This window comes from Nocardia sp. NPDC004123, assembly GCF_053603795.1.
Map to the genome: position 1 here is coordinate 177592 of NZ_JBSGGG010000005.1, position 20546 is coordinate 198137.

A 20546-nucleotide genomic window follows, 5' to 3' on the forward strand; every position below is an offset into this window, starting at 1 on the left:
CCGCCACGGTACCCAGGCCGCTCGACCCGGGTGCTCGGGACGCTCAGCTCGCGGACGCCGCCACCCGAGCCTGTTCGGGACGCCGCCGCAGCAGCGCCCACAGGCCCAGCGCACAGCCCGCCGCGATCGCGAGGGCCGCCCAGCCGGGTGCGAACGAGGTGAAATCGGCTATGGTGCACGGCTTTCCAGGGTCGATCAGCAGGCAGTGCCCGCGCCGGGTGTAGTCGCGCAGCGCGAGCACCGGTGTGGGCACGTAGATCAGGGCGATGCCCAGCACCCGGGTAGAGGCGTAGCGCGGGGTGACTGCGCCGAAGCAGTAGCCGGTCAGCAGGGCGAGCAGCGCGTGTCCGAGCATGGTGAGGGCGACGGGATGCCCGGCCGCGACAGTCAGCACCGCGTAGCCGGACAGGCCGATGATGCCGACCGCGGCGACCCGCACACCGGGCCAGCGGATCCCCGCGACCAGCCCGCCGGCGACCAGCACCACGAGGCCCGGGATCGACCATCCCGGAAGGCCTGCCACGAGGACAGCGCTGCCCGTCCCGACGAGCGCCACCGCGAGCAGCACCTGGACGCCGTCCCGCCTGGGCAGCATGAACGCGGTGAGCAGGGCCCCCACCGCCGTGGCCGCGGCCGTCACCGCGATTGCGAGCGGGCTGTCGCCGTGGCGGGCCAGCACCCCACACCCGACCAGGCTGACGCCGATCATGAACGCGCCCGCGATGATCGGGACGATGGGCAGCTGGACCGTAGGCGTTTCCGCTGGATGCCCGCCCGGCTCGCGCAGGAACCGGAGTCCGATGACGAGCAGGGCCAGCGCGATCAGCCACAGCGGGGGCGCGTCGATGGCGGGCCAGTTCTGTGGGAAATGCGGATCGGCGAGCTTGGCCTGGGCTTGCGGGATGAGGTCATGGGCGACCACGCCGCCGATCGCGCCCAGCAGCCACGCCGGCGTCGCCCAGGTGTACCGGGATTCGACGCGGGAGCGGGACAGCACCCCGGCTCCCGAACCGCCGAGAATGAGCCCGCCGGCAATGGAATCCAGGAAGTTCAGCGTGGCCAGCGAGGTGCCGAGCACGGCGTGTCGTCCCAGCAGGTGGACGACGAACAGCAGCGCCGCCCCGCCCAGCGCCACACCCCAGCGCAGGCTCTGCCCGCCCAGCGCGGTGGACATTACCGCGATCACGATCGCGACCAGCGCCCCCGCCGCAATCGCCTGCGGCATGCTGAAGACCAGCAGTTCCAGGTGCAGCGCCGAACTGCGGGAGGTCCACGCGAAGTCGATGGGCACCATGAGCGACAGCCCGGCGACGAGCGCCGCCAGGAACGCGGTGCCCGCCTCGATGGCGTCGCGGCCGCCCCGGACCCTCATCGGGATCCGGTGGACCGAGATCCGTCCAGCCGCTGACCAGCACTCATGGCGCCAGATTAGCAATCATCACGCTATCGATCCGGGAGGTCTGCGGCCGCGTCCCCCCACCTGCGATTCGCACACTCCGGGCCGGTGAGCATGCTGGATACCATCCGGCGGGCGGAATCCCGTCAGGCCCAGTGCGCGAGGACCATCGCCATCGCGGCGAGCCCCACCGCCGCCACACCCGCGGACACCAGGAGCAGCAGCGGCCCGGTGCCGCGATGCGCGCCGCGGTGCAGACTTCGGCTGCGCGCCATGGCGATTGCCGCCACCAGCATCATGACCACGGCCGCGCTCAGCGGCAGCAGACCGGTCGGCTGCCAGTCGATCCCGCCCTCGGCGGCCACCTTCGTGAACAGTGCGGCATTGGCGATGGCGGAGATGGCGGTGCGCCGCCAGGCCAGCGCGGTGCGCTCGGTCGCCAATCCGGGATCGCGGGCGATCGCCGGCGTACTCACAGGCTGAGCACGCCGACCACGGCGATCGCGGAGATCAGCGCGACACCGGCCGCGAGTACCGGGATCAGCGCATTGCCCGGCAGCCGTTCGCCCGCCCGCATGGCCCGTTCCACCTTTCGCCACTGCGCGTACGCCCCGACCGCGAGCACCACCGCCAGCACGATGGCCGACATGGCGATGGCCGCGCGTACGCCGTGGATGCGGAAGCCTTCGACCAGCGTGTGGACGGCGACGCCGCCCGCGAGCAGGCCCAGCGCGGTGCGGATCCAGGCCAGGAAGGTGCGTTCGTTCGCGAGGGTGAATCGGTAGTCGAGTTCGGTCTGCTCTTCGGAAGCCACCCCTCCAAGTTATTGCGTAATAACTGCAATAGCAGCACGGTGTGAGCACTCGGACAGGCCGGTGACCGGCCATGGCCGGCGCGAGTCAGCGCACTCGGCTCGCCGGATCCTCCGCAAGGAAGGCGTCGAGAACCTTCGCGGTGGCCTCGGCGGGGATGCCGTGATCCGCGCCGCCCGGCACCTCCACATAGCGGGCGCGGGCGAGTTCGGCGGGCAGCGCCCGGGCAGCGGAGCGGACGCCGGGCCAGGATTCGGGGCTGCTGATCACGAGGGTCGCGAGGTCGAGGCGGGCCATGGCGGGGGTCGGCAGGTTGGGCGGGCGGCAGATGGCGGCGTCGTAGACCACCGTCTGGGCGATGGCTTCCAGGTGCGGCCAGACCGGTGAGTGATTCACCTGCTCGACCACGTCCGGCGGCAGGCCGATGCCCCCGAGCTGCATCAGTTCCACGGCCGCGCCGGGTTCACCGCGTGCGATGAGGTCGGCGAGGCGTTCCGGCAGCCGCCTCATCGCGGCCCGCGAATAACGGGCCGTGCTCGATCTCACCGCGAACGAGGCCGAGCGCGCCTACCTGCGCCGCCGGCTCGGCGAGGTCGGAGGCTGATTCAGCCGGCCGGGTCGGCGGGCGCCTGTTCGATCGGAAAAAGGATGGGGCTCAACAGGTATTGGTCGCGCCCGGAGCCGGGCTGGTTGGCCAGGCGCGGCAGGATCGCCGCGCGCAGCTCCGCGATCAGCTGCTCGAGTTCGTCACGGCTCAGCCAGAGCGCGTGCTGGCGGAAGCCGACGAGATCGGCTGCCGGATCCGCGTTCTCGCCGTCGAGGTAGGCATTGAATTCGGCGACGAGCACGGCCATCGCGAGGGCGAAGACCGGACGGTAGCCGTCGGCGGGCAGTGCGGCGGCGGCCTCGGCGTTGATGGCCGCGTTCTCCTGACGCAGCCGGTAGCGACGCTCGACCGCGCCGCGCACCCGCCGCTCCTCCGCGACCTCGAGAATGCCGGCGGCGGTGAGGGCGTCGACATGGCGGTACACGGTCGCTTTCGAGGTGTCCGGCAGGCGGGCGCAGAGGTCGCCGGTGGTCAGGGTGCGGTCGCCGCGCAGGGCGTGCACGATACGCAGCCGCGCCGGATGCGCCAGCAGCTCGAAGGTCTCCACTTCCCAACCTTCTCATAGCCTGCTACCTTTCTCAATCATAAGAATGGTTGCACTGATTGAGAGAGGTTCGGGGACATGACCGTTGACATCGATCCCGAGACCGTGGCCGCCACCGTGGCCGACCTGCTGCGGAACGAACGATTCGACGAGCTGGCGGAGCTGTTCGCGCCGCGACTGGCGGCCGTGGTGTCCGCGGAGACCGTCCGGGCCGGGTGGACCGGTGAGACCGCCAGGATCGGCGCGGTCCGGTCGCTCGGCGCCGCGGTCACCCGGCCCGCTGCCGACGGGCTGACGTCGGTGCAGGTGCCGGTCACCTGCGAGCGGGGTGCGCTCGCGGTACACCTGGCGGTGGACGCGGCGGGCCGGCTGCACGGGCTCCGGCTCGCCGCACCGGCCGAATCCGGCTGGACGCCACCGGATTACGCGGCACCGCGCCGATTCCGCGAACGGGACGTCACCCTCGGTGCGGGCGCTACCGCGGTATCCGCCACGCTGACCCTGCCGGTCGGGAGCGGAACCGGGCCCGCCGTGGTGCTGGTGGCCTCCGGGCCTGCCGACCGGGACCTCACCACCGGACCCAACAAACCGTTCAAGGACCTGGCGTGGGGACTCGCCAGTCGCGGTGTCGCCGTGCTGCGCTTCGACAAATTGACCCACGCGCACAGCGAATTCGAGAGTGCGGCGGGGTTCACCATGGTCGAGGAGTACCTGCCGCATGCCCTGGCGGCGGTCGAGGTGCTGCGCCGGGAGCCCGGGGTCGACTCGGCCCGGATCTTCGTGGCCGGGCACAGCGGCGGCGGCAAGGCCGCGCCGCGCATCGCGGCCGCCGACCAGGGCATTGCCGGGGTGGCGGTGCTGGCCGGGGATACCGTGCCACTGCCGCGGTCGATCCTGCGCGCGCTGCGGCACATCGCGACGGTCGAGCCCGAGCAGGACATCGGCGAGTTGCTGGAGAGCATGCGTGCCCGGGCGGCTCGGACCGAAAGTCCCACGCTGTCAACCGAAACCCCGGCCGCGGAGCTGTTGTTCAACTGGCCCGCATCGTATTGGCTGGACCTGCGGGACTACGACCAGGTCGCCACCGCCGCCGCCTTGGACAGACCCATCCTGCTCATCCAGGGTGGCCGCGACTATCAGGTCACCGCCGACGAGGACCTGGCGCTGTGGGAGGCCGGGCTGGCCGGGCGACCCGACGTCACCATTCGTGTCCACCCCACGGTCGACCACATGCTCTGCTCCGGTACCGGACCATCCACACCCAGCGGCTACCTGCGACCGCACCATGTCGATCCGGCGGTGATCAGCGATATCGCCGACTGGCTCGGCGCGGAACCCGTCCGGCCGCGCCTGGGCGAGCGCTGGAAACGCTTGCGCGGCACCGCCTCTCGAGCCACCATCAGCGGATGAAAATGAGACATGTTGCAGTGTTGACGGCGAGCGCGGCGGCCGCGCTCGGTATCGCCTCCGGAAGCGCGGGCGCGGCACCCATGTACACCCGCGACACCGCCATCGCGCTCGCCTATCTCGACGCGCTGGTCAGCCACGACGCGTCGGCGGTGCCGTTCGCGCCGGATGCGACCCGGGTCGAAGCGGGCCTGCAGACCGGCTTCTCGGGGCCGCAGCTCACCTACGACCTCGAGCACGGGCCGCAGTATTCGCTCGTGCAGCGCTTCTACAACCTGCGCCTGACCGAGGCGGACGGTGTGGTGACGGCGCGGTATCTGCTGGATTCCGGCGTCGCGCGGGTGCGGCTGGTGACGGTGGACATCACCGAAACCTTCGCGATCAGTGACGGTCTCATCCACACCATCGACGCCACCATCGTGCCGGTCGGCTAGCTCACCCGGGGGCGGCGCATGAGCAGCAGCGGCCGTCCCGTCGACACCAGCCAGTACTCGAAGGCGTTGAGGCCGGCCAGGATCGCGGTCGTCGCGGCCAGCGTCGCGATCTGCGGTAGCAGCGGCGCGGCGGCGGTCAGGACCGCCAGCGCCAGCGCGGTGACGAACCGGCCGAGGGTGGCCGCGCCGAACATGCGCCAGCGGGTGAACAGGAAGGTGGTCACGTACAGGGTGGCGCCCAGCGGCAGCAGATATCCGGTCACGCTGTGCGCCACCGCGGTCGGATGCTCGACCATGGTGCGCGCGCCCACCGCCACCAGCACCAGGCCGATCACCAGCAGCAGGTGCCCGTAGCTGAGCACATCCCGCACGACCGTGCCGCGCACCTGGTTGGTGCGCAGCGAATGCTCGACCGCGGCGAAGCCGTAGGCGAAGTATAGCCACCACAGACCGCAGCCGAGCACGAAGATCAGCACCACCGCGATCCAGGCCACCACGCCCAGATGTGCGTCCGCCGCTTGGGAACCCACCGAGGCGACAGTCTCGCCGAGCGCGATGATGACGAAGGTGGCGAAGCGTTCGGGCAGATGGGTCGCACCGAACTGGACCTTCTCCAGGCGGCGCGCCAGCAGCGCCGGACCGCCGAAGGCCAGTGCCACCGCGATGATCCAGAGCCCGTTGCGCATTCCGCCCGCGGGCGCGAGTGCGGCCGCCACCAGGAGCACCGCCGCCGCCAGGGTCACCGTGAACGGATTGAGCCAGTTCCCGAAGGTCCCCGCCGACGAGAACGCCCGCTTGTGCTGCATCTCGCCCCACAGCAGCAGCCGCAGTGCCAGGTGCGCGCCGGCCAGCAGCAGCGGTTGCGCGTGCCCGGTGAACGCGTGTGGCGCGGTGATCGCGATGACGAACATGCACAATCCGCAGGCGAACAGGAATATCCGCTGCTGGTTGGAATCCTCCACCCCGTGCACGGCCAGCGTGGTCCCCACCCACGACCACCACATGATGCCCAGCAGCAGCACCGTCTGCCCGACCGCGCCCCAGCTCTGCCCCGCCACCGCCACGTGCGCGGCCTGCGTCACCGCGAACACCAGCACCAGATCGAAGAACAACTCGGCCCAACTGGCCCGCTCGTGCGCCTCGTGTAGAGGTTCAGTCACACCCGTAAATCCCTGCCTAGCTCCGCATCCGGCGGGTTCACTCTAGATCGTCTGGGCGGCATCGGCTTCCGTCAGGGCGCGGAGGAAGGCGGGTGGGACCTCGGGCCAGTCGGGGCGCCAGCGGCCGGCGGCCTGGTCCGCGGCGAGGGCGGCGAGGGTGGCGACGACGTGCGGGCCGCCGTCGAGGATGTAGCGGACCGAGCCGTGTTCGGCGCACTGGGCGGTGACGGTGGCGAGCAGGGTCTTGGCGGCGTCGGTGCGGCCGGTGGCGGCCAGGCAGGCGACCAGCAGACGGCGGGCCTTCAGGAGTTCGCGGGGGCGGCGGACGGCTTCGAGCTCGTCGACCCATTCCTGGGCCCAGGTGCGGGCCAGTTCCCGGGATTCGGTGGCGGATTCGGCCAGCAGCAGGCGGATGGCGGTGAATTCCTCGTACAGGACAGTGAATTCGTCGATGGGGTCGATCGGGGTGCGGCGGTGGGCGTGGTCGACCACCGCGAGCGGGCCGAAGTCGGGGTGCGGCGGCAGGCCCAGGCGCAGCCGCTCGTTCTCGACCTCGGCGCGCAGACGGGGCAGCGACATCGAATCGGCCACGCGCGCACCCTCGTTCAGGCGGCGGATGGCGGCGGCGCGGTCGCCGCGCAGCGCCTTCACCCGGGCGCCGACCACATAGCGGGCCAGTTTGAAGTCGACGACACCGGCGTCGGCGCCGAGTTTGTAACCCTCGTCGAGCAGGCGCTCCGCCTCGGCGACCTCGCCACGCTCGTAGAGCAGTTCACCGAGCAGCGATCCGGCCAGGCGAGCCCCGTAGGAGTGGCTGCCACCGGATTGCTTGGCGATCTTCAGGGCGCTGCGGAAGTACTCCTCGGCACGTGGGATGTCGAGTTGCAGACTGGCGGCCAGGCCCAGAAAGCACAGGCCGTGAACATTGTTGTAATAGCCCTTGTTCCGGCGCATGTACGGAGCCGACCACTCCTGGATGCGGATCGCCTCCTCGAAGTCGTAGCGGTAACCCGCGGCCAAACTCGCGCAGTTGGCGCCGATGGCCACCACATACGGTGAGAGCTCGTCGGCCATCGCGAAACACGGTGCGAGCCAATCCTCCACGCCGGTCAGCACATCCGCGCGGACCGTCACCACCGCGTGCACCACACCCGCTTCGGCGCGCAGCCGGGTCGTGGTCCGCGGGTCGAGACCGCCGCGCTCGAGCGTCTGCTCCGCCAGGGACAGCGCGCGTTCGGCCGGACCGGCCCGGTGCAGCAGGATGTTCGCCCACGCCAGATCCAGTTGCAGCCGCGGATGGGATTCGATGACGGCCGGCGGCAGCTTGTTCACCAGGCCGATGAGGCTGGCCATCTGGCCGTATTCGAGCAGCGACATGCCGTCGCGCTCCACGATTTCGACCGCACGCTGCTCGTCACCGGCCAGCAGGGCGTGGTCGACCGCCTCGCTCACGTGCCGGCGCCCGGCGAACCACTCCGAGGCCGCGCGATGCAGGCGGTCGATCTCCGCCGGCCGACCGTGTTCGAGCCGCTGCCGCAGGAAGTCCTGGAACAGCTGGTGGTAGCGGAACCACGGGCCGCCGTCGACCCGGCGCAGGAACAGGTCCTGCTGCTCGATCCGTTCCAGCAGGGCCTGCCCGTCGGGCACGCCGGTGAGCGCGGCGGCCAGCTCGCCGCAGGTGCGTTCGGTGACCGAGGTCGCCACCATGAAGTCGAGTACACCGGGTTCCAGGGCCTCCAGCACGTTCTCGGCGAGGAATTCGCCGATGGCGTGATGACGTCCGGTGAGCTGCCCGATCAGCTGCCCGGGATCGTCACTGCCGCGCAGCGACAGCGCCGCCAGTTGCAGTGCCGCGACCCAGCCGCCGGTGGATTCGGTGAGGTCCGCCACGTCGTCGCGGTCCAGCTCCAGCCCGCCCAGCTCGACCAGCAGGGCATAGGCCTCACCGGCGGTGAATCGCAGTGCGGCGGTGTCGATTTCCACCAGTTCGTCGCGGGCGCGCATGGAGCTCATGGGCAGGCCGGTCTGGTGGCGGCTGGTCACCAGCATGCGCAGCACCGGACTGCAGCTCTCGATCAGGAAGCGCAGCGCGGCCTGGGTATTCGGGTCGCTCACGCGATGCCAGTCGTCGATGACCACGGTCAGCGGCTCACCGCGCTGGTCGATGTCGTTGATGAGCGAGGTCAGGACGAAGCGCCCGGCCTCGTCGCCGTGTTCCTCGAGGAGTTCGCCCAGTTCGCGCGCCAGGGCGGGCCGGACCGCGCGCACCGCCTCGATCAGGTGGGAGAGGAACCACACCACATTGTCGTCGTCGTTGTCGACGGTCAGCCAGGCCACCGATCCCCCAGCGGCGGTGACCGCCGCACACCATTGCGCGGCGAGGGTGGTCTTGCCGAAACCGGTGGGGCCGTGGACGACCGCGAGCCGGCGGTCGCTGCCCGAGCGCAGCGCGTCGAGCAGGCGCGGGCGGTCCACCAGGACCCGGGTGAGGGTGGGCGGGCGCAGCCGGGTGGCCGGGACCGGCGGCGTGGCAGTGGTGATGCGGGAGCGCCGGCGCCCGGCCTGGGGCGGGGTAGTGCGGCCGACGGTCCGGGCCCGGTCCGTCGGCGGTGGCGGTTCCGCGGCGGGCGCCGGAATCGGTATGTCGTCGGGTGGCAGCCCGTGCCGTTGCTGGATATCCCGCAGCGCCGCACCGAATTCGGCGGCGGAGCCGGGGCGTTGGGAGCGCTCGCGCGACATGGCCGCCTCGATCGCCCCGGTGAGGTCGGCGGGCAAGCCCTCCCCGGTCAGGTCCGGCATCGGATGCCTGGTGATCCGCACGAACTGTGCGACCAGCTGTTCCCCGCTGCGCCGTTCGAACACCGCGTGCCCGGTGGCCGCGCAGAACAGGGTCGCCGCCAGGCTGTAGACGTCGGCGGTCACATCCGGGGCCTGCCCCTGCAGCACCTCCGGCGCGGTGTAGGCGGGCGACCCGGTGATCGTGCCCGCCGCCGTCTCGAATCCGCCTGTCAGCCGCGCGATTCCGAAATCGGCGAGCTGCGGCTCCCCGTACTCGGTGAGCAGGATGTTCCCGGGCTTCACATCCCGGTGCAGCAGTCCCCGCCGATGCGCCGTCTCCAACGCCCCCGACAGCCGCACCCCGAGATGCAGCACCTCCGGCCATTCGACCGGACCGCCCTGCTGTATCCGGGTATCGAGCGACCCGTGCGCGTGGAACGGCATCACGATGTACGGCCGCCCGGTGTCGGTGGACCCGACCTCGAACACCGTCACGATGTTCGGATGCCCCGAGAGCTTCCCCATGGCGAGCTGCTCGCGCACAAACCGTTCCAGGCTCTCGGATTCCAGGTCCGCGGTCAGTACCTTGATGGCCACGGTTCGCCCCAGCGCGTGCTGAAAACAGCGGTACACCACGCCGAATCCCCCGCGCCCCACCTCGACCGGCTCCCCGAACCCGGCAGCCGCCAGTTCCGCCGCGAACCCGAGAGTCTCTTCGCGGCGCGTGGAAAACGGATCGGCATGCGGCACAGCGACCCCGATACGAGAACGAGCCAGTCACCCCGAGCATAAGCCGATCACCGCCACCGCGCGCCGATCTCCGCCCGCGTGAATCTGCGCCGCGCATCGGTCAGCCAGTCGGGCCGTTCCCGCCGCAGCCGCAGCACCTCCCCGACGGTCCAGCCGCAACCCAGTTCCGGCAGGTCCCCGACCGCGATGTTCAACCGCGCGGCCGCGGCCGCGCGCTTCAAGGGCGTTGCCGCCGAGGCATTTCGATTCCGCTTCGTTGTCATGGTCGTCCATGCTGGGGACAGTCCATGCGGCACCGCGGCGGTTCGGCGACTTCGCACCCCTCGGTGGTTCAGCGCGCCCGGAAGAAGTCCGCGGAGTCGGGGCCCGAACAGCGTGGCGTACCTTCCGGCCCCACACTCCCCAAATCCCCTTTCCCCGTTCCGATGACGGTCACGGAGTGCGCAGAGCTCCACGGCCATGACACGATTCCGCCCCCGCCGGGAGCTGCCGAGCGGGGGCGGTTGTGCGGATCAGTGGCGACGCGCGTAGTCGGCGGCTGCCGCCCAGTCGACGAGGACGCATGGTTCGTCACCGACGGTCCAGGCGTCGTGTCCGGGTGGGCAGATCATGAAATCGCCCGCGCCGATCTCGCGTTCGGTGCCGTCGTCCATCCGGATGCGCATCCGTCCCGACACGCAGTATCCGACGTGGGTCGCCTGGCAGCTGCCCGTGCCGGCGATCGGCTTGACGTGGGTAAATCAGATCTGCGACAACACTATCCGGTGGCACAGTCGCAGCGGACCGAACCGTCGCTTCCATGCGGACGCGGGATGGCGCGCCGCAGCGCTGCTACCGGCCGACCGCTGGGTATGGTGGTCGCGTCGCTGGTCCTTTCGGGAATTGCAAGGTTTCGGCACTCCCGCTGGACACAAGGTTCGCGAAACAATCCCGAGACAAGGATGGTTCATGGCCGTGAGCGTGAAGACAGTGCCGACGGCTCGGTCTGCCTCGGCCCGACGGAGGCGGATGCGGATGGGCCGGGCCGCGACAGCCACGCTCATGTGTGCGGCACTCGCCTCGACGATGCTCTCCGGCCGAGCGTGCGCCGAAACGGCCGATGGTTCCGAGGGGTGGTCGGCGATGGCGGAGGTATTCTCTCCGAACGATTTCCGTGCGGCGCCGTTTCTGGGCAACGGCCGCATCGGTGCGATGATCCCACCCAGCGGAGCCGGGTACCAAGGCTACGGCGCGGGAGTCGTCACCTCGTATCCATTGCAGGAGCCACGCTACACGGGCACCTATCTGGCCGGGTTCTACGCGGATGCCGCCTCCTTGCAATCCACCCAGGCATTGGCGGCGCTGCCGGCGTGGTCGGGGCTGACCGTGGCCGCGGACGGGAATACCTATCAAGCAGATGTCGATCCGGCGACGGTCGGCACCTATAGTCAGCGTCTGAACTACCGCGACGCGACCGCCACCACCAAGGCGACCTGGTCGCCGAGCCCCGAGCACCACGTGGATCTGGAGTTCGAGACCTTCATCTCCCGGTCCGAACCGAACCTCGCGATTCAAAAGCTCACCGTCACCCCGCGCTACTCCGGGCAGCTCGACATCACCGATCTCATCGACGGCGCCGCAGCCCGCCGAGTCACCCCGGTCACGGCCTCGAGCGACGCAGCGAGCAAACAGAGCACCGTCGGCGTGCGCGCCGAAAACACCGACAGCACAGCCTATCTGGTCTCCACTATCGACACCCCCGACAACCTGATTGCCACCTCGATCCCGGCGGCGGCCAACACCGCCGGACTGGGGTTCACCGCCTCGATGACCGCCGGTCACCCCTACACCTTCACCAAGTACGTCGGCATCGCCTCCTCCGACGACGGCCCCGACCCTCGGGCGATCGCCACCGCGGCATCCCAGCGCGGCCTCGAACGCGGCTACGCGGCCGAGCACACTGATCATGTCGCCGCATGGAACACCCTGTGGCAGCCCGCGATCGAGGTTCCCGGACGCGAGGATTACCGCCTCTGGCTCCGGGCCGCGCTGTACTCGGTGTTGTCCAGCGTGCGCGAAGGCGAACACTGGTCGGTGCAACCGGCGGGCCTGTCCTCCACCGATTACGCGGGCATGACTTTCTGGGACGCCGACACCTTCGTCTTTCCCATGCTGCTTGCCCTCTACCCGGCGTTGGCGCGCACCATTGTCGACTTCCGGGTCGCCGCGCTACCGCAGGCCCGCGCCAACGCACACGCCTACGGGCTGCCCGGTGCGGTGTATCCGTGGAACGATGGTCCCGCACAGCGCTGCGGGAGCCCGGTGGTGTGCGGGCTGAGCGAAGAACATCTGGCCAACGACATCGTGCTCGCCCAATGGCAGTACTACCTGGCCACCGCGGATCTGGCATGGCTGTGCACCGGTGGCGCGCCGGTGATCACCGCGATCGCCGACTACCTCACCGTGCGCGTCGGCCCGAAACTGCTCGACGGTCACTACCATTACGCACCAGTCGGTGGGCCCGACGAGTATGCCGCCGTCTCCATCGACAATGCCGTTACGAACGCCGGTGTGGTCAACACCATGCGTACTGCCGCTGCTGCCGCACAACTGTCCGGGCTTCCCGTGGACCCGCGCTGGGCCGACATCGCCGCGAACATGGCCATGCCTCCCGACATCGCTCCCGGCGTTCCTGCGGAATACCTCGGATATCAAGGCACACAGATCAAACAAGCCGACACCGTGCTGCTGAGCTACCCGTTCTCCTACACCGCACCGGGATACTCGGCGGTCGATACCTACCGCTACTACTTCGACCGCACCGATCCCGACGGCCCGAACATGAGCAACAGCATCGGAGCCATCATCGCCGCACAATATGATCCGGGCCGCACTCAGGAATTCCTCGACCGGTCTGTCCAGCCGTATGTCCGCGATCCCTACCATTTCCAATCCGAGGCGCGCGGGGACCGCTCCGGCGCCAACACCATCGGACAACCCGCGTGGATCTTCGTCACCGGCGCAGCGGGATTCCTGCAAGCAATGCTGTACGCCCCCTCCGGATTACGCTGGACCGACACCGGCCCTCGCCTGGACCCCATGCTGCCCAGCGGATTCCCGGACGGTCTCACCATCAGGAACCTCTCCATCCGAGGCAGCACCCTCACCCTGCGGATCCAACCCGAAATCTCCACTGTCGAAGTGACCGCCGGTGATCCGATCACTCTCGAAACACCTACCGGCACATACACTGTCACCTCGGCGGCGCCGTTGACCCTGCCAACACGACGAGCCGACCAATAGCACTCGAACAGCCGCCTCGAACCGGGCAACGCGCCCCCGCAGAGACAGCAGGCGGAATACCCGTGCAGGGCTGCCACTATGCCTGTTGTCTCTCGGGGTCCCTTCCTGGCAGGACGGACAGTGCCGCCGAGCGCGCGGCGATTCCACTGCCGAGACCCGGGCGATCTACCACCCACCCGGGCGCACGATCGACCAATTGCCGGTCCGGCATGTCTTGCCCGCCGCGATCTCACAAGCCTTGATTGCCACCCCTCGGCGGCCATCCCACTTGCTCCCCGGTGTTGCTCGACAGCTTACGAAAGGTCAGGTCCCAGCCACCGCAAACAGCTCGAGCTGCAGGCCGTCGGGGTCGCGGAAGCACAGAACCTTGCCGAACGGAGTGTCGGCCACCGGTGACCAGGTGACGCCGCGTTCGTCCAGGAAGGTGGACCACTCCTCCAGCGCAGCCGAGCTGTTCACCCCGAAGGCCAGGTGATCGAGCCCGCTCCGGCTGGGGTCGAAGCCCGAGCCGCCCGCGAGATGCTGCTGGAACGCGAGAATGGTGCCATTGGAGTCCATGCAGATGGTCTCCAGGAAGTCGTCGCAGTCGAGCGTGGTGAGCGGCTGGAATCCGAGGAGGTCGCCGTACCAGGCGACGCTGGCGTCGCGGTCACGGACCGACAGCGACAGGTGGGAAATACCGGTGATCTGAGGGGACAAGACTCACTCCAATACTCCGAAACGGAGCATTAGAATACTCCGGAACGGAGTATCGTGACAAGGTATGACGCTGACTACCACGTCGTATGCGATCCTGTCCCTGCTGGCCGTCCGTCCGTGGACAACCTACGAGCTCAAACAGCAGATGGACCGGAGCCTGCGCGCCATGTGGCCACGCGCGGGCAGCGTCCTCTACGAGGAACCCAAGAAGCTGGTGGAGCACGGCCTTGCGGTGAGCCGCGCCGAGTTCACCGGCCGCCGCAAGAGCACGGTGTACGAGATCACCGAGGCGGGGCGGCAGACGTTGCGGGAGTGGTTGGACGTGCCGGGAGCCGGTCCGGTCCTGGAGTTCGAAGGGCTGCTCAAGGTGGCGTTCGCCGACCACGGCAACCTCGACCAGCTCCGCGCCAACATCGCCCAGATCAGGGCCGAGGCCGAGTTCCGGATGGCAGCCGTCGCCGACCGGATGGCCGAATACCAGGAGAGCGGCGGTCCCTACCCCGAGCGGCTCCCGGTCATCGCGTTGAGCGCCCGCTTCCTGCGCGAACAGAACGAATTCATGCTCCGCTGGGCCCGGTGGGCGGAACAGGAGACCGCCCACTGGACCGGCACGACCCTCGAGGCCGGCGCCCGGGTCCCGCCGGACGCGTTCTCGGATTCGGTGTGACGAACCGGCCGCACCGCCGAGACCATCCTTCGGCCACCAACTGTCCCGCCGGAAACTTTGGAGCGGGGCTATCCCTCGGCGGCAAGCTGGCCGCACGCCGCTGCGATCTCCTGCCCCCGCGCATCCCTGTCCGCGTAATACCGTGCGGCATCCAGGACTTCGGCAACCGGCCAGCGGTTGTTGGCCGGCACCAAGGTGTCTCGGAGTTCGTCGTCGGGAGTGTGCGGGGAGACAGCCAAAGTCACCGAGAGGTCCTCGTCGGCGAGCTTGCGCATGGCCGGGGCCAGGCCGACGGTCGAGACCACCACATTGCGAGGGGAGATGCCGAGGCCGTCGGGGGCAGGAGAGGTGATGCGGCGGACCGCGTTCACCGCGCGCTTGTAGTTGGCCAGCGGCTCGCCCATGCCCACCTTCTTACAAGGGAGGACCAGCGGCGACGCGCCACGTCCGCTGAGGCTGCGCTGATCAGTCCAAGCGGGGCAGCGGCGCCCTTCGACCTGTCAGCCCTCGGCTGCGAGTTGGCCGCAGGCGGCGGCGATTTCCTGGCCGCGGGTGTCGCGGACGGTGCAGGTTACGCCCTGGGCATGGACGCGGCGGACGAACTCGTCCTGGGTCGGCTTCGGGCTGGCGTCCCACTTGCTGCCCGGGGTCGGGTTCAGGGGGATCAGGTTGACGTGGACCAGGGGGCCCAGGGCCTTGTGGAGTTTCTTGCCCAGCATGTCGGCTCGCCAACCCTGATCGTTGATGTCGCGGATCAAGGCGTATTCGATGGAGACTCGGCGGCCGGACTTGTCGGCGTAATAGCGGGCGGCGTCCAGGACTTCGGCGACCGGCCAGCGGTTGTTGACCGGTACCAAGGTGTCTCGCAACTCGTCGTCCGGAGTGTGGAGGGAGACAGCGAGTCTCACCGACATGTTCTCGTCGGCGAGCTTGCGGATGGCGGGGGCCAGGCCGACCGTGGAGACGGTGACCGAGCGCTGGGAGATGCCGAAACCCTCGGGTGAGGGGGAAGTGATGCGGCGGACCGCGTTCACCACGCGCTTGTAGTTGGCCAGCGGCTCGCCCATGCCCATGAACACGATGTTGGACAGGCGGCCGGGGCCGCCGGCGACCTCGCCGTCGCGCAGGGCGGACGCGGCGGCGCGGACCTGGTCGACGATTTCGGCGGTGGACAGGTTGCGGTTCAGGCCGCCCTGGCCGGTGGCGCAGAAGGGGCACGCCATGCCGCAACCCGCCTGCGAGGAGATGCACAGGGTGTTGCGGTCGGGATAGCGCATCAGCACCGACTCGAGCAGCGTGCCGTCGTTCGCCCGCCACAGGGATTTGCGGGTGGTCCCCTCGTCACATTCGATGTGCCGGACCTCGGTGAGCAGCGGCGGGAACAGCGCCTCGGCGACGGTGGCCCGCATGGCCTCCGGCAGATCGGTCATCTGGGCCGGGTCGGCGACCAGCCGTCCGTAGTACTGCCGTGCGATCTGATCGGCGCGGAACTTCGGCAGGCCGAGCTCCTCGACCACCGTCTTGCGCTCCTGCGAATCGAGGTCGGCGAGATGCCGCGGCGGCATACCGCGACGAGGGGCGTCGAAAACGAGGGGCAAGGGGGTAGTCATAACCGTTCCAGTGTCCCATCCCCCGGCGGGCCGACGCCGTCCGGGGGAATCGCGTTCCTCACAGTGAGCGCGATCACATGGGCGGCGGCTCCACGTCACAGGTGCCCCGGATCCGGGCGGCGGCCGCCCGCGATTCCGGATGATCGGGGCCGAGGGTGGCCGCGTAGGCCTCCAGGGTGTCCTGTTCCAGGTCGTCAGCGGCCTCGATGCGGCCCAGCGCACGCCAATCCAGGCTGAGGTTGAGCGCGCACTGCAGGGTGTAGGGATGCCAGCCGCCGCGCGCCCGCCGCAGCCGCGCCAGGGTGTCTGCCCCGAGTTCGGCGGCCTCGGCCGTGCGTCCCAGTCCGGCCAGATCCGAGGCCACGTCGGTCTGGGCGGCGAGGGTGTACGGATGATCGGGCCCCAGCCGGTCCAGGAAGATCCGCACCCCTTCCAGATCCGCCTGCAGCGCTTCGTCGTACCGCCCGAGCGTCCGCAGCGCCGCCGCGTGGTTGACCGCGCACGCGGCGGTGTACGGATGATCCGGCCGCACCGCCCGGCAGATCCGGTACGCCTCGGCCGCGTACCGCAGCGCCGCACCGGGATCCCCGGTCATCCGGTAGTCATTGGCGACATTCGTTCGGGCGGCGACGGATTCGGGATGCTCCTCCCCGTACACCTCGACATGGTCGGCCAGCACCGCGCACTGCATCTCCAGCGCCTGCGCGTACCGCCCGGACTTGCGGTAGGACACGGCGAGGTTCTTGCGAGCCCGCAGAATGTGCTGCTGCCGCGGATTCTCGAACAGCTGGACGAAATCCCGCAGCACCTGCTCCTGCAGCACCACGGACGCCTCGACGTCACCCAGCTCGCGGTGGTTGCGCGCAACATTGTTGACGCAGTGCAACTTCAGGACCGCTTCGGAGGCCAGCAGCGGATCGTTGCGGAACCGGTCGTAGTTCGCGACATCGGCGTCCATGGCATCGGCGAAGCGGCCGACCATCCGGTAGGCCACGGCGAGGTTGTGCTCGGCGCGAATGGTCTCGATATGACTGTCGCCCAGATGATCTCGCGCCCACCGGAACGACTCCTCGTTGACCTCGACCGCTCCGGCCCAGTCCCCGGACGTGCGCATGCAGGCGGCCAGCAGATCGCTGGACCACACGTGTTCCTCCGGATACCGCTCGCGCTGCCGTTCCACACCGGCCCGGGCAGCCGCCGCCACATCGCGGGCCTCGGCCGAACGGCCCAGCTGCCACAGCGCATTTCCGGTGACGACCCGGATGCGGACCACGCCGATGTGGTCGGGACCCAGCAGCTCCGAGTAGCTTTCCGCGGCCCGCAGGCCGAGCCCCGCGGCGGCGGTCAATTCGCCCTGCACACCGAGCGCGTCCACCACGTGCTGGATCAGCGCGGGCAGCTGCGCACAGGTGCCCTGCGGATCCGCCACCTGCCGGCAGGTCAGCGCCTCGGAGCAATCGAGCTGCTGCCACAGCCACAGGTACCGCTGCCAGAGCGCGGGCAGATCCGTGCGCTGCGGGTCGGCATCGCACAGCATGCCGTGCACGACGTGCCGGTTCTCCTCGACGACGGGCGCGCTCAGATAGTCCCGGATACCGTGCCACGGCACGGCGTGGATCTTCAACGCCTGGCCGCGATCGGTGAACGGATCGCGGCAGACGTCGGCCACCGAATCCCGCGTCGCGAGGGTGAGCACGTTCCGGCGGCGGTGTTCGGTGATCAGCGCGTCCCGCAGTGGCGCGGGCAGCCGGCGTCCCGGTCGCCGCTCGGTCCCGGGTAGCTGGGAGATCAACAGCGCCAACGGGATCGGCTGCCCCTCCTGGAACGCGGTGAGCAATTGCAGCAGCCGGCCGGCGGCCCATTCGTCACTGCCCACCGGGGATCCGATCAGCGGTTGCACCACGCCGCCGAAGATCAGCGCGGCCTGCCGGTACAACCCGCCCGCCAGCACCGGGAACGGCTTGTCGGCCACCGAGCGCACGAAGGTCTCGTCGATGACGTCGGCGCCGCCCGCCCCGCGGTGCGCGAGCGCGTTCAGCAGCACCGGGCTGCCGTCGACGGCCGCGCTCAATCCCTTGGCCAGATCATCCGGGAGCGCCCGGACGTGCCGCTGCAGGAAGTCGATGCCCTCCTGCTCCGAGAAGCGCGGCACCGTGATCGGCCGCGGCTCGTCCCAATCGCGGGCCTTCGACGTCAGCAGCACATGGCCGGGACCGTCCCACGGGATCACCTCGGACAGGCGTGCGGGCTTGCGCGGCAAGGGAAACCGCTCGCCCGCGGCCCGGTACCGGTCCGGCGTCACATTGTCGTAGATGATCAGGTAGCGCTTGCCGAGGGTCCGCAGCGCCTGCACCACATCCAGGTGCAGGGTCTCCCGCGGCAGCGAGTCCGGCAGGCCGAGCGGCTCGGCCAGCTTGCCCAGCTCGGCGCGCAGCACCGCGCCGTTCTCACCGGGGATCCAGGCGATCAGATCGTATTGTGACCGGAAGCGGTGCACGTACGCGGCGGCCAGCCAGGTCTTGCCGCTGCCGGGCCGGCCGGTCAGCACCACGACGTTCTCGGCGTCCAGCCGGGCGCGGATGTCCTCCATCTCCTGTTCGCGGCCGAAGAACCAATCCGCCTGGTACTGGGGCATGGTCATGGATTGATACCCGGGGTACATCTGCTCCCGCGGGTAGCGCACCTGCAATCGGCCGGCCTGCCGCAGGGTCTCCGGCACGGTCTCGGACGCCGTGTGGCCGAGCGCGTTCAGGACTCGCGCCCGCGCCTGCTGCGCACTGGGCAGCACGCGGAGGTTGACCACCGGTATGCGGTCCGAGTCGGCGGGTACGTCGGCGGCGCCGACCAGGACGGCGAGCACGCCCGCCCGATCGGCCAGCCGTGCCCAATCCTGCTGCGAGAACCCGGCCGCCCGGATGAAGTTCACGCTGACCACCAGCACCACCGTGCCGGCCGGCTCGGCGGAATCGGTCCCGTTCAGCCGCCGGGTGCGGACGTCGAGGCCGACGCCCGCGCACACCTGCTGAATCCACAGCCCCCAGACCGCGTCCTCGGGCGCGTGCACAATCACGATCGGCTGGTCGGCCGGAATCGGTTGCGGCGGAATCGATGCCAAGGGTCGCTACTCCGTTCGCCGGTTCGTGGCCGCGGTGCGGCCGTCGTGAAGTGCGGTGTGTCGCATGAGCTGGACGAAGCGGTGACCGGTCGGGGTCAACCGATCCGAGTGCAGCAGGGTGTCGCAGGCGTCGAGGGTCTGCGCGCGCACCAGGACGCCGTCGACGTGGTAGCCCTCCTGCCGGGACGCCCGCGCATGCAGTCGCGCCACCGCCAGATGCGCGTAGATGCCGTGCAGCACAGCGCTGGCCGGCCGCGGCTCCCGCCGCCACGGCGAGGGCAGATCGGCCGCGCCCTCGACGGCGATGAGCGGCACGACCTCCATCAGCGCGCACAGCTTCGAGTGCTGGAATTCGTGCAGCAGTGCGGTCGCGGCGGCCAGCTCGTCCGGCGGCCGCACCATGGCGGCCGCGCCGAAGGAGTCGGCCAGCGTGGAGCTGACGAAGCTGGACGAGCCCTGCGACCACGGCATGATCGCCCGCATGCCCCGGCACAGCGGTCCGGCCAGCTCGGGCACGGTCTGCCAGAGCAGCTCCAGCGCGGGTTCGAACAATCGCTGCCAGCCGTCGAATTCGGACTCCGGGCAGGGCTGCCACCGATGCCGCGGATCGGCGGGCGCGAGGTCCGGCCAGGCGGCGGGTGTCGGCGGCAGGTCGTCGAACTCCACGGTGACCACACCGTCCGGTAGGCGAGCGGCCAACCGCCGCACCGACGTCCACGGCTGTCCGATCTCGGGTGGCGTCGTCGAACCGGTGGCACGCACCCGGGCCGGGTCCGCGCCCGGGCCGGTCCAGCAGCCCAGTCCCGGCACCACGACGGCGTCCCCGCTCGCCGGCAACCACAGGTCGAACGGCGTCCCCGTCCGGATCGCGGCCGCCGCGGCGAACGAGGCCAGGTGTGCGGCGGGCACCGCATCGGCGCCCCGGTCCGCCCCGCCGGCCGTGAGCGCCGCGGCGCACACCGCGGCCCAGGCCCCGAATCGCGGGTGCTGCAGGGTATTCCGCACCGCGTCGGGGTGCTTGCGCTGCATCTCGGCCAGCAGCCCGAATGCGGTGCGCACCGCGTCATCGGCCACGGGTGCGCGGACGATGGCGGCCAGGAAGGCCAGGTTCCGGCTGAGCCGGGATCGCTGCAGCAGGCCCAGGGTGCTCGGCTCGTCGGACAGCCGTGCCAGGGCGTCGATCTGGTCCGCCGGTACCGTCAGGGTCGCCAGCTGCTCTGTGCCGCAGCCCAATCGGGACCTCATGACCCGATCCGCCGCGCTGTCATGCGCCACCCGCGCTGCG

At 70.0% G+C, this 20546-nt stretch carries 17 protein-coding genes and 1 pseudogene; 4 read left to right on the plus strand and 14 right to left on the minus strand.

Features of this window, described 5'->3' with window-relative positions; genetic code table 11:
* Positions 1-43: 43 nt before the first annotated feature.
* From ACWEQQ_RS08955 to ACWEQQ_RS08975, 5 genes are all read right to left on the minus strand, one after another.
* On the minus strand, positions 44-1372 hold the full coding sequence (locus ACWEQQ_RS08955) for a hypothetical protein (protein ID WP_452347826.1): 1329 nt from the start codon (positions 1370-1372) through the stop codon (positions 44-46).
* A 170-nt stretch (positions 1373-1542) separates the two neighbouring features.
* Positions 1543-1872, minus strand: a complete 330-nt coding sequence (locus tag ACWEQQ_RS08960) for a DUF202 domain-containing protein (RefSeq protein ID WP_452347827.1) — start codon at positions 1870-1872, stop codon at positions 1543-1545.
* Positions 1869-2210 (minus strand): YidH family protein, encoded by a 342-nt coding sequence (locus ACWEQQ_RS08965; RefSeq protein ID WP_379427706.1) that lies wholly within the window; start codon positions 2208-2210, stop codon positions 1869-1871. Before ACWEQQ_RS08965 ends, ACWEQQ_RS08960 begins: the two co-directional genes overlap by 4 nt.
* An 85-nt stretch (positions 2211-2295) precedes the next feature.
* Positions 2296-2718, minus strand: a complete 423-nt coding sequence (locus ACWEQQ_RS08970; protein ID WP_452347828.1) for a hypothetical protein — start codon at positions 2716-2718, stop codon at positions 2296-2298.
* Positions 2719-2813: 95 nt separating this feature from the next.
* On the minus strand, positions 2814-3362 hold the full coding sequence (locus tag ACWEQQ_RS08975) for a helix-turn-helix domain-containing protein (RefSeq protein WP_452347829.1): 549 nt from the start codon (positions 3360-3362) through the stop codon (positions 2814-2816).
* Positions 3363-3437: 75 nt separating this feature from the next.
* Between ACWEQQ_RS08975 and ACWEQQ_RS08980 the strand changes: the two genes are divergently transcribed.
* Together ACWEQQ_RS08980 and ACWEQQ_RS08985 are read left to right on the plus strand one after the other, a co-directional pair.
* The gene (locus ACWEQQ_RS08980; RefSeq protein ID WP_452347830.1) at positions 3438-4769 is read left to right on the plus strand and encodes a hypothetical protein; all 1332 of its coding nucleotides are present in this window, start codon (positions 3438-3440) and stop codon (positions 4767-4769) included.
* Complete coding sequence (locus tag ACWEQQ_RS08985; protein WP_452347831.1) at positions 4766-5200, plus strand: hypothetical protein; 435 nt, start codon at positions 4766-4768, stop codon at positions 5198-5200. Before ACWEQQ_RS08980 ends, ACWEQQ_RS08985 begins: the two co-directional genes overlap by 4 nt.
* Here ACWEQQ_RS08985 and ACWEQQ_RS08990 read toward each other — a convergent pair.
* The 4 genes from ACWEQQ_RS08990 to ACWEQQ_RS09005 form a co-directional block, all read right to left on the minus strand.
* On the minus strand, positions 5197-6360 hold the full coding sequence (locus tag ACWEQQ_RS08990; protein ID WP_452347832.1) for a low temperature requirement protein A: 1164 nt from the start codon (positions 6358-6360) through the stop codon (positions 5197-5199). The two genes, ACWEQQ_RS08985 and ACWEQQ_RS08990, sit on opposite strands and share 4 nt — an antisense overlap.
* 42 nt (positions 6361-6402) lie before the next feature.
* Complete coding sequence (locus ACWEQQ_RS08995; protein WP_452347833.1) at positions 6403-9888, minus strand: protein kinase domain-containing protein; 3486 nt, start codon at positions 9886-9888, stop codon at positions 6403-6405.
* A gap of 47 nt (positions 9889-9935) precedes the next feature.
* Positions 9936-10151, minus strand: a complete 216-nt coding sequence (locus ACWEQQ_RS09000; protein ID WP_452344355.1) for a hypothetical protein — start codon at positions 10149-10151, stop codon at positions 9936-9938.
* Positions 10152-10400: 249 nt separating this feature from the next.
* Positions 10401-10610: a cupin domain-containing protein gene (locus tag ACWEQQ_RS09005; protein ID WP_452347953.1), complete on the minus strand. Its 210-nt coding sequence runs from the start codon at positions 10608-10610 to the stop codon at positions 10401-10403.
* Positions 10611-11010: 400 nt separating this feature from the next.
* Between ACWEQQ_RS09005 and ACWEQQ_RS09010 the strand changes: the two genes are divergently transcribed.
* Positions 11011-13170, plus strand: coding sequence for a glycosyl hydrolase family 65 protein (locus ACWEQQ_RS09010; protein WP_452347834.1), 2160 nt, complete (start codon positions 11011-11013; stop codon positions 13168-13170).
* A gap of 303 nt (positions 13171-13473) precedes the next feature.
* On the opposite strand, the gene ACWEQQ_RS09015 is transcribed toward ACWEQQ_RS09010, so the two are convergent.
* Positions 13474-13869: a VOC family protein gene (locus tag ACWEQQ_RS09015; protein WP_452344353.1), complete on the minus strand. Its 396-nt coding sequence runs from the start codon at positions 13867-13869 to the stop codon at positions 13474-13476.
* A gap of 64 nt (positions 13870-13933) precedes the next feature.
* Between ACWEQQ_RS09015 and ACWEQQ_RS09020 the strand changes: the two genes are divergently transcribed.
* Positions 13934-14536 carry a helix-turn-helix transcriptional regulator gene (locus ACWEQQ_RS09020; RefSeq protein WP_452347835.1) on the plus strand — a complete coding sequence of 201 codons (603 nt, stop codon included), beginning with the start codon at positions 13934-13936 and terminating at the stop codon, positions 14534-14536.
* A gap of 95 nt (positions 14537-14631) precedes the next feature.
* Here ACWEQQ_RS09020 and ACWEQQ_RS09025 read toward each other — a convergent pair.
* From ACWEQQ_RS09025 to ACWEQQ_RS09040, 4 genes and pseudogenes are all read right to left on the minus strand, one after another.
* Positions 14632-14946: pseudogene (locus ACWEQQ_RS09025) on the minus strand (23S rRNA (adenine(2503)-C(2))-methyltransferase RlmN); the annotation flags it as partial.
* Positions 14947-15036: 90 nt separating this feature from the next.
* Positions 15037-16146 carry a 23S rRNA (adenine(2503)-C(2))-methyltransferase RlmN gene (rlmN, locus tag ACWEQQ_RS09030; RefSeq protein WP_452347836.1) on the minus strand — a complete coding sequence of 370 codons (1110 nt, stop codon included), beginning with the start codon at positions 16144-16146 and terminating at the stop codon, positions 15037-15039.
* A gap of 73 nt (positions 16147-16219) precedes the next feature.
* A complete protein-coding gene (fxsT, locus tag ACWEQQ_RS09035; RefSeq protein WP_452347837.1) occupies positions 16220-19261 on the minus strand; it encodes an FxSxx-COOH system tetratricopeptide repeat protein in 3042 nt (1013 codons plus the stop codon).
* 6 nt (positions 19262-19267) lie between these two features.
* Complete coding sequence (locus ACWEQQ_RS09040; protein ID WP_452347838.1) at positions 19268-20506, minus strand: aKG-HExxH-type peptide beta-hydroxylase; 1239 nt, start codon at positions 20504-20506, stop codon at positions 19268-19270.
* Positions 20507-20546: the final 40 nt, after the last annotated feature.